The sequence below is a fragment of the Thauera aminoaromatica genome, from assembly GCF_000021765.1.
Classification (GTDB): domain Bacteria; phylum Pseudomonadota; class Gammaproteobacteria; order Burkholderiales; family Rhodocyclaceae; genus Thauera; species Thauera aminoaromatica.
This window is the reverse complement of the sequence record NC_011667.1, coordinates 61,686-78,374: the sequence shown is the minus strand read 5'-3', so window position 1 is coordinate 78,374 and position 16,689 is coordinate 61,686. Positions and strand designations below refer to the sequence as shown.

Annotated in this window: 14 protein-coding genes; 12 read left to right on the top strand and 2 right to left on the bottom strand. The window is 58.2% G+C overall.

Annotation, left to right across the window (positions count from 1 at the left end; all coding sequences use genetic code 11):
- Window positions 1–36: 36 nt before the first annotated feature.
- Complete coding sequence (locus TMZ1T_RS20170; protein ID WP_012592927.1) at window positions 37–585, bottom strand: tyrosine-type recombinase/integrase; 549 nt, start codon at window positions 583–585, stop codon at window positions 37–39.
- A gap of 362 nt (window positions 586–947) precedes the next feature.
- On the opposite strand from TMZ1T_RS20170, the gene TMZ1T_RS20165 reads away from it, so the two are divergent.
- From TMZ1T_RS20165 to istB, 5 genes are all read left to right on the top strand, one after another.
- Complete coding sequence (locus tag TMZ1T_RS20165) at window positions 948–1,775, top strand: hypothetical protein (protein WP_012592926.1); 828 nt, start codon at window positions 948–950, stop codon at window positions 1,773–1,775.
- Between the two features lie 399 nt (window positions 1,776–2,174).
- Entirely contained in the window at window positions 2,175–3,122 is a 948-nt protein-coding gene (locus tag TMZ1T_RS20865) for an HNH endonuclease (protein WP_012592925.1), read from the top strand.
- A gap of 1,000 nt (window positions 3,123–4,122) precedes the next feature.
- Window positions 4,123–4,848 carry a hypothetical protein gene (locus TMZ1T_RS20855; RefSeq protein WP_012592923.1) on the top strand — a complete coding sequence of 242 codons (726 nt, stop codon included), beginning with the start codon at window positions 4,123–4,125 and terminating at the stop codon, window positions 4,846–4,848.
- A 484-nt stretch (window positions 4,849–5,332) separates the two neighbouring features.
- Window positions 5,333–6,823, top strand: a complete 1,491-nt coding sequence (gene istA / locus TMZ1T_RS20155; RefSeq protein WP_012584829.1) for an IS21 family transposase — start codon at window positions 5,333–5,335, stop codon at window positions 6,821–6,823.
- The gene (istB, locus tag TMZ1T_RS20150; RefSeq protein WP_004299831.1) at window positions 6,816–7,613 is read left to right on the top strand and encodes an IS21-like element helper ATPase IstB; all 798 of its coding nucleotides are present in this window, start codon (window positions 6,816–6,818) and stop codon (window positions 7,611–7,613) included. The genes istA and istB overlap by 8 nt, the downstream gene beginning before the upstream one ends.
- Window positions 7,614–8,545: 932 nt before the next feature.
- Here the strand turns inward: istB and TMZ1T_RS20145 are convergent.
- Window positions 8,546–8,914 carry a hypothetical protein gene (locus tag TMZ1T_RS20145; protein WP_012592922.1) on the bottom strand — a complete coding sequence of 123 codons (369 nt, stop codon included), beginning with the start codon at window positions 8,912–8,914 and terminating at the stop codon, window positions 8,546–8,548.
- Between the two features lie 419 nt (window positions 8,915–9,333).
- Here TMZ1T_RS20145 and TMZ1T_RS20140 point away from each other — a divergent pair, with 419 nt between their 5' ends.
- From TMZ1T_RS20140 to TMZ1T_RS20110, 7 genes are all read left to right on the top strand, one after another.
- Window positions 9,334–9,489, top strand: coding sequence for a hypothetical protein (locus TMZ1T_RS20140; protein ID WP_261789212.1), 156 nt, complete (start codon window positions 9,334–9,336; stop codon window positions 9,487–9,489).
- Window positions 9,490–9,623: 134 nt separating this feature from the next.
- Complete coding sequence (locus tag TMZ1T_RS20135) at window positions 9,624–10,541, top strand: DNA-methyltransferase (protein ID WP_012592920.1); 918 nt, start codon at window positions 9,624–9,626, stop codon at window positions 10,539–10,541.
- A 40-nt stretch (window positions 10,542–10,581) separates the two neighbouring features.
- On the top strand, window positions 10,582–12,597 hold the full coding sequence (locus tag TMZ1T_RS20130) for an McrB family protein (RefSeq protein WP_012592919.1): 2,016 nt from the start codon (window positions 10,582–10,584) through the stop codon (window positions 12,595–12,597).
- 1 nt (window position 12,598) lies between these two features.
- Window positions 12,599–14,563: a DUF2357 domain-containing protein gene (locus TMZ1T_RS20125; protein ID WP_012592918.1), complete on the top strand. Its 1,965-nt coding sequence runs from the start codon at window positions 12,599–12,601 to the stop codon at window positions 14,561–14,563.
- A gap of 99 nt (window positions 14,564–14,662) precedes the next feature.
- Window positions 14,663–15,304 carry an AAA family ATPase gene (locus TMZ1T_RS20120; protein WP_012592917.1) on the top strand — a complete coding sequence of 214 codons (642 nt, stop codon included), beginning with the start codon at window positions 14,663–14,665 and terminating at the stop codon, window positions 15,302–15,304.
- A 63-nt stretch (window positions 15,305–15,367) separates the two neighbouring features.
- The gene (locus TMZ1T_RS20115; RefSeq protein ID WP_012592916.1) at window positions 15,368–15,649 is read left to right on the top strand and encodes a ribbon-helix-helix protein, CopG family; all 282 of its coding nucleotides are present in this window, start codon (window positions 15,368–15,370) and stop codon (window positions 15,647–15,649) included.
- 39 nt (window positions 15,650–15,688) lie between these two features.
- The gene (locus TMZ1T_RS20110) at window positions 15,689–16,633 is read left to right on the top strand and encodes a replication initiator protein A (RefSeq protein WP_012592915.1); all 945 of its coding nucleotides are present in this window, start codon (window positions 15,689–15,691) and stop codon (window positions 16,631–16,633) included.
- Window positions 16,634–16,689: the final 56 nt, after the last annotated feature.

The window sequence follows — 16,689 nt, the reverse complement described above, 5'->3', positions numbered from 1 at the left end:
TGACAAAGTACTAACGAAGTATATACGCGAAGGCGTTCACCGCCACAGCCGCTCGAACCGCGCAGGGTTGGTCGCCGTGTAGCGGACGGTGTGCTGGATGTTGCGGTGCCCGAGGTAGTCCTGGATGAGGCGGGTGTCCGCGCCCTGGTCGGCGAGTGCGTAGCCACAGGCGTGGCGCAGCATGTGCGGGTGCGCCTCGACGGACAGCTCGGCCAGTTCCCCGTAGCGCCGGATCGCCACCCAGGCTGTCCGGCGGTTGAGCGGCGCACGCCGCTCCGAGACGAAGAACGTGTCGCCCGCCGGGCCGAGACGCGCCCGTTCGGTGAGCCAGGCCTTGATGGCCCGCAGCTCGTCGCCCCGGAGCGGGTGCGTGGTCGACAACCCCTTCTTAAGCCGGGCCACGTGCAGCACCCGACTTTCGAGATCGACCTGGTGCAGCTTCAGCGCGCAGGCCTCGGACACCCGCAGCCCATGGCGGAACATCAAGAGGATCAGGCAGCGGTCGCGCAGCTCGGTGCGGCTGCCGCGGGTGGCCGTGATCAGGCGCTCGACCTCGCGGGATGTGAGGTGTTTGCGGTCGTTCATCGTTTTGTCCAATGTTCGGGAAAAAAACGCGGCGCAAAGCCGCGCCGTTGCTGGGGGTGGGGTCTGGACATTAGACAAAATGGTTCATTTTGTCCAATCACGCCGTGCCATGCCCCTAAACGACCTCGTCGCCAGCCCACTCATGGCAGACAGCAGGCGGCCAGAAGTTGCCACTGGCCATCCGATGCAGATAGCGGTCATCCGGTCGAGGCGGTATGCTCTCGGACTACGCGTCAGATGGGTCGCATGAGCCCACTAAGCTGTCGGTTGCTGCTACTCCAGTCTTGTTATCTTGCCTTGCGCATGGTTCCTACATCTAAACAGCACCTTCCAGGACATGTTAGCCCGCTGTGGAGTCTTCGATGCAACTTACGGATTGGATTCCGGCTTTAACGACCACGGGGCTGCTGTCCATTGCCTTATGGCTTGGGCGCGCGTTGATCACAGCTCGCCTAACACGCTCTGTGCAGCACGAGTTCGATAAAAAACTTGAGCAACTTAAGTCGGAGTTCCGCGCCTCCGAGAAGACATTAGAAGCTAGCTTGGCGCAACGAAGCGCCGAACTCGAGTCGCTCAGGGCCGGAGCGCTGAGCGGTATTACCCAGCGCCGGGCTCTCTTGGACAAAAGGCGCCTCGAGGCAATCGACCAGTTGTGGGGCACCCTAATTCGCAATCAAAGCGCTAGAAGCTTGGCTATGACGATGTCCCTCATTCAACTCGAGAACATTGCAGAGCAAGTGAGTAGGGATGATCGAGTACGGGACTTTATCAAGGTCTCTGGCGGAGGTTTCGACCCATCCAAGCTAGATTACGTAACCGCAGATCTAGCCAGGCCGTATGTGTCTGACATGGCGTGGGCTTTGTTCAGCGCTATGCAGGCGATTACGAGCTATTACGTGGCGCATTGGGTTGCTCTCTCACATGGCATCGACTCACGGAAGATGATCGCGAATGACGCAGTCCATAAGCTAATCCTAGCGGTAGCGCCGGAGTACAGGGAGTATCTAGACATTAATGGCCTGTCCGCGTCCTACCACTTGCTGGAGCGCTTCGATACACTTCTATTGGCTGAGCTAAAACGAATGGCCACGGACTACCAGCAAGACAAAGAGTCGGTCGAGCAGGCTGCAAGGATCTTGGAGCACGCTCGCAGCTTGAACGAAAAGGTAACCCCCGCGGCAGTGGGCTAACAATTCGTCCAAGCCGACACCGCTTCGCGGCGCGGCTTAACTCAGGTGTTGAGCGACCGCTTTCCTGTGTCTCATAGGACGGCTTTGGGTCGGGTCGAAACACTCGCAGACGGTTCGTCCTCGCGCTGGGAAGGGCGGAGGTCTCAGGTTGGCTAGGAGCGGTTAGTCGCCATATGGTCCAGATAGCAGCCGTCCGGGTGGGACGGTATGCTCTACGCTTACATACCCTCTGGATCTAATCACCCCACTATGCCGGCGGCTGCTGCATTGTTCTGCCTTGTTATTCTGCTTTGTTTGGAGTTCCTGACTCTAAACAGTAGCTTGCAGAACATGTTATCCTGCATTCCGATGCTATGCGAAAAAGCTATCACCTTGCAATGAAATGAGGCAAACTCATCTATGGCACGCTCAACTTACAAACGAACCGAAGAGGAAAAGAGAAACCTCAAAGTGGATTTGAGTCGAATTCCTGAATGGGAGTCGGAGATTGAATCTATTCGCTCCCGTTTCAGGCGATTTAGCCTGCCAAAAATCTCTTCGGCAGCATCCTTGGTTCACGAAATGCGTAAGAAGCTGTACATCGGTCGTCATTCTGACCGAGAGCGTGATGCTGAAGCATTGGAGAATTGGAAGCGCAGCCTGTCTATTGATAGCCTTATTCGCATGAGCGACGATTATTCTGCGCCTACGTTTCTACGGTCTGGGGTTGAAGAAAACATAATTGATAAAATTCGTTCCACCCTAGAACAAACGGAGCGGCAACTGGCTGAGTACCGTACCAGAGGTGTAACAGACAGCTTCTGGGTGTCCGTGTTCACGTCAAAAGTTGATTCAGATACCGTTAAACGGTTTGAGCAACAAAAGACTGATTATCTTGCTCTTTCACGAGAAATTCCGAGAGTCGCGGAGGCCATACGATTGCTTGACGAGGTGCGCTCTGAATCCCGTGAATTTGCAAACCGTGTCTCCAAGATTAAGGAACGACTTTGGCTTGCAGAGGAAAAAATGGACGCTATAGAGCGCTTTGAGGCGAAGCACGGCAGGGTATTTGGAAAAGCATCTGCCGTCGACAACAAGACTAGGGAACGAGCCTCAAGTCTCAAGCGTCTAGTGAAGAAAACAAAAGACTGTCCATATTGTGGAAGTGAATTGGGGGTTGATCCCCATTTGGATCATATCTATCCAGTATCAAAGGGTGGGCTAAGTGTTATCGAAAATCTTGTCTGGTGCTGTTCTGCGTGTAACACAGTCAAATCTGACAAGGGTCTCATGCAGTTTCTAAAAGAGAGAGGTTTCTCAATTGATCGGACTCTGTCGAGACTACATGCTCTTGGGAAGCACGTCTAACCCGGAAATCCACGCGGACGCTGCGCGATAAAGCCGCGCAGCGCCGGTGACTTCTGCGTTGAACGACTGCTTTCCCCAAAGCTCGACGGCTGCACCGGGTCGAAATCGATCAGTAACGGATACACAAATCAAAGACTGATCCCGCACCACTCGCGCGCCCTTGGAAATGCGGCATGAAATAGGAAGCAACGTTTTCGCAGCGACGAGAGCGCTGCTGAATTGCAGTAGCGGAATCGGCTCGAAAGACGGCTCGAGAGTGCTTCATGCCAAACCGCGCCGGGGTTCTTCAGAGTCGACTTTTCCCATCCAAGCTGGAGACCGACGGTGACGATGCAATTTCAACACCGCTGCTAAGCAGCGCAAAGTTCGGAAGAAACAGAGCCCAACAACGAACTCCGCCACATATTGCGTTCATTCAACGCTTTAACGCCATGACCCACTGCTTTATCCAGAAACTCCTAGACAGTGAAGCCGCTGAATATCGTCGGCTAGAGGAAAGAGATAAGCATGAACGCGCGAGGTACGGAGAACTACGTTCGCTTTCGTCGCGTATCTATGGGAGAGTTGCCCCTAGTTCAACGCTCGGACGTCTCTTCCTCTACGAAAGCAACAAGACACGAAGCACCGACATCCGCGCCATCCCGTGCAAGTATTCGTTCGACTGGCCGTGTCAAATAATTATGTCCGTCGCACAAGAAAACGAACTCTTTATCGCAAAGGATAATCTAGGCGAGTTAAGTTCGCTTATCTTTCCATGGGCTATGGCTAACAAAATCGAGCAATCATTCAATCTCGCGGACGTTGCAATATATGAATGGGAAAGGAGCTTAACCCTCCTCCAACGCTGGTGGTCAGAAGGGTCTACTCCGAACGGCAATTCGGTCGTCTATACGAATACCTACTGCCGAGTAGCCGACATTTTGATACGGTGACTGCTCGCCGTGCTGCGGCTTTAGTTCGACTATCACCACTCCCCGGTGGCTCGAATTCGGAAACCAAAATGCAAAATATTACCTACGAAGAACGAGCGGTTGCGTTCATCGATGTGCTCGGGTTCAGCATGCTTGTTGACAAGTCCGTTCACGCAGTTTCGGCACGAGAGGAACTGCAATCACTTGTTGATATGCTAGAAACTTCAATTCCTCTACTGAATAACGGTGTTTGTAGCACAGTGCCAGCGCGTCTCATTCCGAAGCACACCTACGTTTCCGATTCCATCATCCTTAGCGCTCCCCTCGCCGACCCTGAAATCGAGAATTACAGTGGCCTTGACATATTAATTATGCGCTGCATCCAGCTTTCACATCGCTTCTTAGGCGCCGGCTACCTCCTGCGTGGAGGAATTGCAGTGGGCAATGTGTGGCACAGTGACGGCAACATCGTGGGTCCAGCATATCAAGAAGCATATCGGTTGGAGGGCACTGGTGAAAACCCGTGCATCGTACTGTCCGAATCAGCCAAAGAATGTTGGGTCAAGGGGTTTGGAGGCGGGTCGCGCATGTGCGTTCGCGACCGTGAAACGCTGATTGTTAATGGTCTTCACGACTTTTACATTGTGGACAAATCACACGGAGGCATTGAGCGCACCTTTGAGAAGTATAGGTGTATCGTGGATGACAACCTTGTTTCTGAACTCCCGGTAAGTGCAAAAGCAAAATGGAATTGGTTTAAATCGTTCTTGGAACAAGAGCAATCAGAATCAGCAAACTGGGTGCTTTCGCCATAGTATCGGCGAAGAGCCGTTCGAACCAATAGAACACTGCTCTGGTTTGCTGGTGTAAATTCAGGCAACAACGTCGAAAATCACGGGGCTGCGCCCCACGCTCCAGGCATCAAGGTCCGGCCTCCGGTCTGGCGGTCTCACTCGGTGCCTCCCGCTCTCCGGAGGGTGTATCTCGAATGGCGAGCGGCAGCTTTCCTCAAACCTCAACGGCGGCAACGGGTCGGATCCAGCCGTTCCTTCCCCGCGGGACCTTCGAGGCCTTCGGCCGCACCGCGCGCGTCATTGGACAGTCGACGCCGTTCTGTCCAAAGCCGGGCAGCAAGCGCCTGCTCACAAAGCCTCACCATAGGGGGCGAGGTTGCTCACAAAGCTGTTGACGCGCACTGAAAACTACCCAGATTTCGCGGGGCCTGCGCGCTGAAAAGTACCCAGGTGATTAACCTCCGCCGCTTCCGTCGAGGAGCGGGGAACAAAGGAGATGATCACCATGAATCTGCTGGGGAAGGTCAGAAGGCTGTACTACCGGGAGGGGCTCACGCTCTCGGAGATCGAGCGTCGCACGGGGCTGACGCGCAAGACGATCCGCAAGTGGCTGAAGGCGCCCGAGGGGGTTGAGCCGAAGTATCGACGCAAGGTCGTCGACACCAAGATCGCGCCGTACGCGGCGCAGTTGGTCAAGATGTTGGAGACCGATGCGCGGCGACCGCAACGGGACCGACGCACGGCGCTGAAGCTGTTTGGTCAGTTGCAGGTGCAGGGGTTCGACGGCGATTACAGCCGCGTCACCGAGTTCATCCGGCGCTGGAGGGCCGAAGGCGGTGCCTCGGTCACGAAGGCCTTCGTTCCGCTGCAGTTCGAGCCGGGAGAGGCGCACCAGTTCGACTGGAGCGAGGAGCATCTGGTCATCGGTGGGGTGTGGCGCAAGGTGCTCGTGGCGCACCTGAAGCTGTGCTACAGCCGTGCCTTTGTCGTGCAGGCGTATCCGACGCAGAGCCACGAGATGCTGTTCGATGCGCACGCGCGGGCGTTTGCTGCGCTCGGGGGCGTGGCCCGGCGCGGGATCTACGACAACATGAAGACGGCCGTCGACCGGGTGAAGAAAGGCAAGGCGCGGGTGGTCAATACACGCTTTGCGGCGATGGCCTCGCACTACCTGTTCGAAGCGGACTTCTGCAATGTTGCCAGCGGTTGGGAGAAAGGCGTCGTCGAGAAGAACGTGCAGGACAGCCGACGGCGGATCTGGCAAGAGGCGGCCGAGACGCGCTTTGGTTCCTTCACCGAGCTGAACCTGTGGTTGCTGGCGAAGTGTCGCAGCCTGTGGCAGGAGCTCAAACATCCGGAGTACGACCTCAGCCTGGCGGAGATGCTCGAGCAGGAGCAGCCCAGCCTGATGCCGATGATCACGCCCTTCGACGGCTACGTGGAGACGCTGGGCAAGGTCTCGAGCACCTGCCTGGTTACGTTCGAGCGCTGCCGCTATTCAGCGCCGTGTGAGTTGGTGGGTCAGATGGTCGGCATCCGGGTGTATCCCGAGCAGATCGAGCTCGTCGCGCACGACACCGTCGTGGCCCGTCACGTGCGCAGCTTTGCGCGCAACGAAGCGCGCTACGACTGGCAGCACTATGTGTCGCTGATCGAGCGCAAGCCGGGCGCGCTCAGGAATGGCGCGCCCTTCGCCGACATGCCTGCGCCATTGCAAGCGCTGCGCGCGTTGCTGCTCAAGCGCGAAGGGGGAGATCGGGTCATGGCGAAGGTGCTCGCCGCCGTGCCTCAGCATGGCCTGGGGGCGGTGATCGTGGCGGTGGAGTTGGCGCTCGAAGCGGGCCGCCCCAGCCCCGAGCACATCGAGAACGTGCTCAACCGCCTGAAGTCAGCCCCTGCCACGCCGACCGTCGACACGGTACTGACCCTCAGCGAAACACCGGTGGCAGACCCGCAGCGTTACGACCGGCTGCGTGCGGAGGTGAGCCATGCGTGATGTGCTTGCCGAACTGAAGGCCCTGCGCCTGTACGGGATGGCCGACGCCTGGGCGGAGTTGGTGTCCACGAGTGATCTCGGGTGTCAGAGTTCGGGCTGGCTGCTCGAGCACCTGCTCGAGGCCGAGCATACCGACCGTCACCTGCGCTCGATCCGCTATCAACTGCAGGCGGCCCGGTTCCCGGTGCATCGAGATCTGGCCGGGTTCGACTTCGAGCAGTCGAAGGTGGAGCGGGCACTGATTCAGGAACTCGCCACGCTCGACTTCACCGCGCAGGCCCACAACGTCGTGTTCATCGGCGGCACCGGCACAGGCAAGTCGCACCTGGCCACGGCGCTGGGCGTGTCCGGGATCACCCGGCACGGCAAGCGGGTGCGCTTTTACTCGACCGTTGATCTGGTCAATCTGCTCGAGCAGGAGAAGGCGGCCGGCAAAGCCGGCAAGCTCGCCTTCTCGCTGCTGCGCATGGATCTGGTGATTCTCGATGAGCTGGGCTACCTGCCGTTCAGCCAGAGCGGCGGAGCGCTGCTGTTTCACCTGCTCTCGAAGCTGTACGAGCACACCAGCGTGATGATCACGACTAACCTGAGCTTCGGTGAATGGGCGAGCGTGTTCGGCGACGCAAAGATGACCACGGCACTGCTCGACCGGCTGACCCATCACTGCCACATCGTCGAGACGGGCAACGAGTCCTATCGCTTCCGTCAGAGCTCGGCCAGCGCGCGCTCGCGGATCAAGGACCGTGAGCAATCCAAGCGCGACACCCTTACCGAGGACGAGCCGTTCTGACCCGGCGCCCGCGCAGAGAAGCCCGCTTCGGGCTACGCCCTTTGCGGGCTTCTCTGCGCACACTCGCGGTCAGCAACTCGACTACACTGAACATCGGCTGCTCCATGACGAGCAGCTAAAGTGCCTGGGTAAAATTCAACGCGCACCGCTGGGTAGTTTTAGACGCGCGCCGACACAACTGGCCTACATCCGTTTTCGCTACCGGCTCGACGCGATGATCTTCGCGGGCCTGTGCGCGCTCGGAGGGTTGGTCGTGTTCACCTGGGCCGCCAATCCGCCAGATCCCCCGGCGGCAGATACGTGCAAGCCGGCGGCGTGCCTTTCAGGCCAAGCGTACATGCCTCCATGCAACCCATTTACGCCCCTCCCCACGGTTCCGCTCCGCTGCCCGTCGAGGGGCCCGACCGGCGTGCCTTGAAGGGGAGAGTCATTGGACACACCGTGCCGTTCTGTCCAATGTGGTCCTCGCGCGGACGCGGTGGCGTCCCACACCGGCACCGCCGGTTTAGACGTCTAAATGTCAGCCTGACCAACTAACCGTAGTCAGCGTTTGCCGCCGTGTAGGCGGTTGAGAACGTTCACACGTGTGAACAGGCAAGCCTGTGCTTGTTTGCCGGCGTGTAGGCGGTTGAGAAGAACGACGCGCTTTACCATTCGCTCAGTCTTTTGTCCTACCCCGACCTGCTGCGCGCCCGTCGTCCGCCGTCATCGACCCCCGGCGCACAGCTCAGGGCGCTGCAAAAAATGCGATCGGCTTAACGTGCTTTGTTGCCCGTTTTCTGAGACGACCCCCTAAAGCGCACGATGGCCCTCGTCGAGGAACCGACCTGTTCACTGACGCCCCGAGAATATGAAAAGGGCGTTGCCTGGCGAGGAGGCAACGCCCTTTTCCTGACCACCAATCTGTGGGGGCCTCTCATCGCAAGCGTGCTTTAGTTGGTGAATGCTTCATCAGCTATCGCGCAGTGAATCACAAAGCCCGTCAGGTAAGGTATGCCGCGCGGGATGTCGTAGTCCTTGCTAGTCTGGTGTCTGATGGTCCAGGCCATCCACTGCTGGGTAGTGGCCTTGATCGCTTCGCCGATGGGCCCACCAGCGGAAAGGTTGTTAACCACATCGTCCCCAAAGTAGCGGCCGTGGCGGCTGTCGAGGAAGGCGCGGACAGACTCCAAAGGTTGGCCGGTGGCGCCCGAGATGGCAGCCATCGCTAGGGGCCAGGCTGCGTTGGCGTGCGCGTTCATTGTCCCCCAAAAGCCCCAGGTGTCGTTATGGGGAGCAGGTATCGGCTGCTCGGTGCTCATCTTAACCTCATTTAGTCGAGATGATATCATATAGATATCAAGAAGATATCTTAAAGATATAATAGTTTCAGCGTAGCCTGAGCGACGATATCCGTTCAAGCGTGGTCAGACGCTCTACCAACTGTCCCTTGCGGGCGAATGCAACAAGTCGGAGTGGAAGCGGTATCGTCAAGAAAACGCCGCGACAACTGAAGGGCTGGGGAGGCCACGTGTGCGGATGCCAGACGATTTAGGTCGGGTTAAGCGTACCGCTGATGTCTTTCATGCGAGGGGCCTCTTTCTCGCGCGACTATGGAGGAACGCTGTTTGCACAGCTATAATAACGCAATTGCACAGACATATGCGGGGCTACCTTGAGATTCGAAGAGACTAAGTCAGACACCCTTAACCTTCGCGTATCACCCTCCTTCAAGCTCGCCTTGAAAGCCGCAGCCGATCACGAGCAGCGCAGCATGGTCAACATGCTTGAAGTCCTGGTGGCCAACTACTGCGATCAGCACCGGATCTCTCTTCCGGCCAGTCAACAGCGTGAGCGCCGGGTTGTCAATAAGTCGAACATCAAGGTGAGCGCGTGAGTAACGATGAGGTGCTGTGCGCCATAGAGCCTGAGGAGAATGCAGTCGGAACCTTGGCTGCCGAGCTACCAGCGGCAGTAAAGAGAGTTGGAAAAGCGAGCAAGAAGCTCACAGGAAAACTGACTGTAAAGCCTGTGACAAAGGCAAACCTTGCCCAAGTACCGAAGATCACCAGCGATGAGGCGTTTTGCGACGAAAAATTGCGTAAAGCGGCCTACTACGCCGACGAAAACGTACTGATCTTCAACATGGACGTCCGGGAGGCAATGGCGCACCTCACCAAAGCAGGTGTGATCGTGAACTGCATGGTCACGTCACCTCCGTTCTACGGCCAGAGGGACTACGGGGCTAAGGGGCAGATCGGGCTCGAGGAGCATCCGCAGCAATTCATCGAGCAGCTCGTGGCTTGCTTTGAGGCGGCCAAGCCTGTGCTCGCCGACAACGGCAGCCTGTGGGTCAACCTAGGCGACACCTACTGGAGTGGCAAGGGCGAGCACAAGAGCGGGGAGTCGAAACAGAGCGCTCGACGGTTCGGCCTGCGCCCTCAGGATCGTACCGGCGACGGACAGTTATGCAAGCCCAAGCAACTCCTGCTTATTCCGCATCGGTTCGCGATCGCGATGCAGGACAAGGACTGGATCGTGCGCAACGACAACGTATGGCTGAAGCCGAACCCGATTCCAGACCAGGTACGCGACCGCTGCTCAATGTCGCACGAATACATGTTTCACCTTGTCAAGTCGCGCTGGTATTTCTTCAACAAAGACCTCGTCGGGCGAAAGTCCGAAACTGGCAGCATCCTCCCTCCGCCTGACACTTGGGAAATCCCGCCAGCTCGGCGTAGCCACATGCACAAGGCCCGCTTCTCGGAAGAGCTCGTACGAATCCCAATCCTCTCCACCACGCCACAAAGTGGTGTGGTGCTCGATCCGTTTGGCGGCAGCGGAACAAGTCTTGTCTTCGCCAGGAAGCACGGCTTTCGCGCGATTGGCATCGACATCAAGAAGGACTTCTGCCAGTCGATGGTGGAGCACATAGGCGAGCTCGGCTGATCTGCCTTGCTGTCCCACAAGAACAACGGTGGAGGTTTAGATGGCGCGATACCTGACGGCGGCTCGTATTAAAGCAAGCATCACCGCGTTGGCTGACACGCGGGCGAAAGCCGCATTGATGGACTTTCTCATCTTGAAGCGAACGCTCTCTGTCGGTGGGCAGACGCACGTAGCCATAACCCAAAGTCAACCAGCCTATCTGCAGGCAACCAAGGAACTAGCTGGAGTCAAGTTAGACAACTCAATTCTGATCGGTGAAGAGAAGCAAATTTTCAACGTCTTCGTGTCGCAGGAGGCGAGCCGAGGCGGCTTCCGCGGCGGCAAATACATCTCCAACGGGACTGGTACCACTATCGCCGGCAACTCTTGGCAGAGGGTCGTCGAACTAACCAGCGACGACCCTCGAAAGGCGGGGCTGCGGGCGGGGCATGAAGCCTACTTAGAAGCGCTCTTATTGAAAGCAGCCAAAGGCGCCAAGCCAAGCCTGGGAGAGACCGCGGTCTGGAACTACCGAAAAGTCGATATTGAGCCGATAGTCGGGGGTTTCGCTGCGCCGGCTGATCGCTTCAATGCGCTGCGGGACCGCTTCGTCGCCGACTACAGCCTTACCGCAGCCGAGCGGGATGCCTTGTTTTCAGATCCAGCTGGCCAGATCACTGACGCCGATCTGGACGACGCCCCGGCCACGCCGGAGGACTACCTGAATGGTCTCGTGGCTGCGTCTGTACCTGCCGCGGCAGCTGCCGCCACAGGGGGTACGTGCTCGCTCGACCTAGTCGCGGCACTAGCAGCCAAGCCTTTTGTGATCCTTACAGGCGCATCGGGCACTGGGAAGTCGCGCTCGACGCTGCGACTTGCGGAGCAATTGCAAGAGCATTACGACGCGCAAGTCAAAGGCCAGATTTTCCAGTTGGTTCCGATCGGCCCCGACTGGACCTCCCCGAAGAAGCTCCTCGGCTTCCGCACTCCTTTTGGGCAGCTTCGCAAGAGGGCAGACGGGACTGAGACTAACGAAAGCTACGAGATCACCGAAACGCTTCGCATCATTCTGCGGGCGTGTAATCCGAGTTCGACGAAGATCCCGCACTTCCTGGTATTCGACGAGATGAATCTCTCGCACGTCGAGCGCTACTTCGCGCCGTTTCTGTCGCTTATGGAGGCATCGTCGATCCTGGAAGATGGCGAGAACGCCCCCATCGTGGATAAGCACTCCATGTCGGTGATATCGGAGCTGCTGAACGCGGAGGACCCGGCTTCAGCAGAGGCTGAGTCGGCCGCGTTGCTTGTAAAAAACGATCAGCCTTTGACGCTGCCGCCGAACCTCTTCTATGTCGGGACGGTGAACATCGATGAGACCACCTACATGTTCTCGCCCAAAGTGCTCGACCGGGCCCACGTTCTGGAAGCGCGAGCTCTCAGGCCCTCCGAATACCTCGCGGGAGCGAAGCCGGAAGAGACGTTGGACTTGGCCATGGGGAATCAGCTCCTGCAGGAGGCGATCGACGACCGAGAAGCGGGTGAAGGCCGTGCAGCAGACCCGTCGCAGGTCCTCGTCGCTTTGGTGGACAAATATGGAGTCAACGCGATTGAGTTCGAAAGCCAGCGGACATTCACAGTGCAGGTACTTGAAGGTTGCTTCAAGCTGCTTGCCCCTGTGGGGTTCGAGTTCGCGTTTCGGGTGAACAAGGAGATCTACGCCTACATGCTGGTGTGGATCAAGGCGCAGATCATCAATGGCGTCGCTCCGGCCGACGCCATGACTCATTGGGTAGATGGGCTCGACCGTGCCCTGTTCCAGAAGGTTCTCCCCAAAATTCATGGGAGTCGTTCCGCCTTGGGTGACAGCCTGAAGGCAATCCATGCGTTCCTGGGCGGCTCTCATGCCGACAGGGACCCGGCCGCCAAATACACGCTGGGCGCCGAGGCTTCAACTCGTATCGAACCGGGTGAGGCCATCAACCTGCCGCCAGGTAAGGAGTTTGCTCGGTGCAGGGCTAAGCTCCTCGAGATGCACGGTCGACTGCTCTCGCGCAACTACGTCTCCTTCGTGAAGTGACATGAGCTGCGTTCCGCTGCATCGCGCGAGATTCGACCTAGGCGCGGGCTGCTGGATCGACATCGAAGCCGACCTTGGCCAAGGCAGGCCGCTCGCCGAGGGCGTTATCCAGTCGGACTCGCTGATCTCCGCTGAGGAAGAGACCAAGGCTGAGGAGATCTCTTGGGGCGGTATTCCGCCGATGTGCTGGCGTGACGCTGGAGAACTGTTCGAGAAGTTCCAGCTTCGTGAGGACACCGACTACTTTGTCGACGTGGCTACGCCCTCGTCGATACAAGAGGCCATCCATCTGTCTCAAGAAAATCCTACGTGGCCGTTCGAGCCTAGGCTCGCGAACGCCTTCACGCGGGAGCCAGCCAGGCGCTGGCGGCAAGAGGGTGGCAAAACGGTGGTCACAGGGCAGATTCGCTTGCGCTCGCACGCCGGCGTATTGAACCTCTCGCCCGTGTTCGGAGGAGAGGTGCGAGCCGAGGTCGCCTGTCGAAAGCTGCGTTACTTTGAGGAGTTCAAGCGTCTGCTGGACGAACTGGCAGAGAAGGCCACAGAGCTACTGCTTTCCTACGACAGCCCGGTTTCTCTGAACTTTCAGACGACTGACGATCTCGCAAAAAACGAATCCGCCCTGCACTTCCTGATGCGGCATGTGATGGCAAAGGAAAGGCTCCCGATGTCCATCGAGGAGATCGTAGAGCGACCGCATGTGCGCTTGGTGGAACGCGTGGAGCCCACGCCGATCGACGAAATCCAAGAAGCCGATCCAGAACTAGTCGCTGACGGGCTGGACTACTCTGAACTCAGCCCAAGTGGTCCCTTAGCTCGCCTATTTAGAGGTTTCACGCCTACAGCGCTGCCTCATCGCGAGAGTTACGAATCCCTCGATACGCCTGAGAACCGCTATGCCAAAGCTTTCTTGGAGCATTGCAGCCTTGTCTCACGGCGGCTTGAAGGCGCGTTGGCCTCACAGGGACGGCGAGCGTCAGCGCGCGAAGCTCGCGCTTGGGGCGTGTCGCTCGACGAAGCTTTGCAGCATGGAATGTGGCGAGATGTGGGCCCTCTCACTCAAATCCCTGCAAACTCGCAGACGCTCTTGCGAAAGCGCGGTTACAAGGATCTGCTGCGCTACGACCTTTCGTTGCGCATGGCGCTGGAACTCGCGTGGAAGGAAGGTGCACAACTCTCCGACGGACTCTCCGGCGACATCCGCCCAGTAAACCAGATCTACGAGTACTGGTGCTTTTTCTGCCTTCGGGAGATCCTTCTTTCGCTGTGCGTCGAAATTGGAGGCGGTAACTTCCTGACCGTGAGCAAGGACGGCCTGAAGGTGCAACTTGCCAAGGGGGCTCGAAGCGAGTGCCGCTTCGAGTTCACAGGGGACAGCGGCGCCAAAGTTCGCGTCTCACTCTTCTTCAACCGCCGCTTTCGCCGCCCGAAATCGCCGCAGTCGGCGTGGGAGGGCAGCTACACCGCATCTTTCGATCCCGATTTCAGCATCCGGCTGAGCAAGGCCGCCGCAGACTTGCCATCGCATTGGCTTCACTTCGACGCTAAGTATCGGCTCGAGAGGCAACAGTCGGAGACCTTGTTCGAAGAAGCGCCCGACGGCGAGCAGGATGGTGGAATAGCTGATTACGAAGCCGAAGTGGCACGAGTGCACAAGCTTGAGGATCTCTTCAAGATGCACACGTATCGGGACGGAATCCTTGGTACACGGGGAGCCTACGTACTCTTTCCTGGTGACGGCGTTGGAGGCATCGTCAGCGCGCCAAAGCCCAATCTCTTTGTTCGGAACCCGGCCGCGTTTGGCGGTACGGGGTCCCATCAAATCCCGAGTGTCGGCACCTTCGACTTGGCCCCAGGTGGTGGCGCTGAGCAAAAGCAGGCCATCGCTTCGCTGCTGACTAGCGTACTCGAAGCAGTCGCGGGAGCGCCTACCTATCAAGAGGAATATGGTTACTGGACCCCGTAATAGCTATCGCCTTGTCTGGACTTCTCTCCATTGGGGTAATGTGCTAAATTGCGGATAGATATCTAAAAGATATCTATCCGATATTGATAAGATATATAAATGATATTAACTGTCGGCAATACAAAAGGCGGCGTTGGAAAGACTACCCTCGCCGTGAACATCGCCATCGCGCGCGCCCTCGCCGGCCGCGACGTGTGGTTGATCGACGGCGACCGCCAGGGCACGGCGCAGACCGCGATCGCGATCCGCGCCGAGGCGGGCCACCTGCCCGGCATCGCGTGCGCTACTTATCCGGACGGGGCGACGCTGCGCAGCCAGGTGCAGCAGCAGCGCGCCAAGTTCGACGACATCATCATCGATGCCGGCGGGCGAGACTCTACCGCGCTGCGGGCAGCGCTGATTCTGTCCGATATGCTCCTGGTGCCGTTTCAGCCGCGCAGCTACGACGTGTGGGCGCTCGACGATATCGCCAAGCTGATCGACGAAGCGCGCGCGGTGCGCGATGGCCTGCAGGCGTTCGCGGTGCTCAACTGCGCCGATCCGGGCGAGGTCTCGGCCGACAACGCCGACGCCGCGGCAGCGGTCGCGGACTTCCCGCAGTTCGAACTGCTGCAGACGCCGATCCGGCGGCGCAAGTCGTTCGCCAACGCTGCAGGGCAGGGGCTCTCGGTGCTCGAGGCGAAGCCGGCAGACAAGAAGGCTTGCGAGGAGATCAGTGCGCTGGTTAGTGCGCTTTTCTGATATTCTTTGTAATTCGTTTGAATATCAATATGATATCTTAACGATATCTAAAAGGTGTTAACTATGGCGATCACGTCCAAACCGAAACCCAAGGCTGTCGAGCCCATCGCCGCGGACAACGCTGCGGCCGAGGCCTTCATCGGCGGTGCGCCGGATGCGTCGAAGGCACAGCCCACCCGGCGCGAGGCCAAGAAGCTCATCAGCCTCAAGATCGCGCCAACCCTCCTCGAGCGTGTCGACCAGCTAGCTGCGGAGCTCGGGCAGAGCCGCGCCGCGGTGATAAATCTCGCGATCCATCGAGCCGTCGAGCGGGGTCTTGAGATCGACGGCCTCGGCAAGGCCTGATACGGCTGCCGAAGCTCCGATCACTACCGAGGTCACGGCATGACTCAGACGTCAGATCCCGCCCAAGGCGAACTGTTTATTTGCGAGATCGCGAACTGGCCGGTCAAGGATGACATCGCCTCTATGGAGGTGCCGATCTTCTCTCTGGCCAAGAAAAAGGACACAAATACGCGCGAGTATCGGCGTGGTGCCAAGGTGGTGCGAGTCATCCCGAGCAGCGTTGGCGCTGCTACGGTGTTCGATAAGGATCTGCTTCTCTACATCGCATCGCAGATTGTCGAAGCCCGCAACCAGGAGCTCCCTGTCTCACGGACTGTACAGATTGAGAGCATCGACTTTCTAGTGGGTACTGAGCGCGGCGATGGCCGGGCGTCGTTTGAGCGCATCGTCGACATGCTCCGACGCCTGCGCGGTACCACGATCGAGACCAACATCGAAACTGGTGGGGTTCGGCAGACGGAAGGCTTTTCTCTGATCGACACCTACAAGATACTGTCAGAGCACAAGCGGATTGAGACTGGACACGACCCGGAGACGAACAGGGTAGTACGCAAGGAGGTTTCACGCGTCCTTCGCTTTTCAGTGACGATCTCCGAGTGGCTTTTCAACGGACTGATGAACTACGAGGTGCTGACCCTCGATCGCGGATACTTCAGCTTGACCAAGTCGATCGAGCGGCGCCTGTATGAGATTGCACGCAAGCATTGCGGTGATCAGCCGCTCTGGAAGGTCAACATTGACCTGCTTGCCGACAAGATAGGCACCACTCAAGAGCGCTATCGATTCAGAGACGAGCTACGCCAGGCGATCACTGGCGACAGGTTGCCCGAGTACCACATCGCGCTCGACTCGAAGAAGAGCCCTGATGACGTGGTCTTTTACACGCGTAACCCGAGCAAACTCTCCAAAGAGCTCCTCCGCTCGCAGAACTACGAGTGGTTTCAGGGGCTTGAGCGCTACGACAAGAAGCCTCGGACAGCGTAGCAACCGGCTATCGCCGATGGTTGAATACGGGCCGGCAGAATCTTGAAGCAGCTTCA

Coding starts and splice junctions, on each gene's coding strand:
- TMZ1T_RS20170 (WP_012592927.1), bottom strand. CDS start 585: ATGAACGACCGCAAACACCTCACATCCCGCGAGGTCGAGCGCCTGATC.
- TMZ1T_RS20165 (WP_012592926.1), top strand. CDS start 948: ATGCAACTTACGGATTGGATTCCGGCTTTAACGACCACGGGGCTGCTG.
- TMZ1T_RS20865 (WP_012592925.1), top strand. CDS start 2,175: ATGGCACGCTCAACTTACAAACGAACCGAAGAGGAAAAGAGAAACCTC.
- TMZ1T_RS20855 (WP_012592923.1), top strand. CDS start 4,123: ATGCAAAATATTACCTACGAAGAACGAGCGGTTGCGTTCATCGATGTG.
- istA (WP_012584829.1), top strand. CDS start 5,333: ATGAATCTGCTGGGGAAGGTCAGAAGGCTGTACTACCGGGAGGGGCTC.
- istB (WP_004299831.1), top strand. CDS start 6,816: ATGCGTGATGTGCTTGCCGAACTGAAGGCCCTGCGCCTGTACGGGATG.
- TMZ1T_RS20145 (WP_012592922.1), bottom strand. CDS start 8,914: ATGAGCACCGAGCAGCCGATACCTGCTCCCCATAACGACACCTGGGGC.
- TMZ1T_RS20130 (WP_012592919.1), top strand. CDS start 10,582: ATGGCGCGATACCTGACGGCGGCTCGTATTAAAGCAAGCATCACCGCG.
- TMZ1T_RS20125 (WP_012592918.1), top strand. CDS start 12,599: ATGAGCTGCGTTCCGCTGCATCGCGCGAGATTCGACCTAGGCGCGGGC.
- TMZ1T_RS20120 (WP_012592917.1), top strand. CDS start 14,663: ATGATATTAACTGTCGGCAATACAAAAGGCGGCGTTGGAAAGACTACC.
- TMZ1T_RS20115 (WP_012592916.1), top strand. CDS start 15,368: ATGGCGATCACGTCCAAACCGAAACCCAAGGCTGTCGAGCCCATCGCC.
- TMZ1T_RS20110 (WP_012592915.1), top strand. CDS start 15,689: ATGACTCAGACGTCAGATCCCGCCCAAGGCGAACTGTTTATTTGCGAG.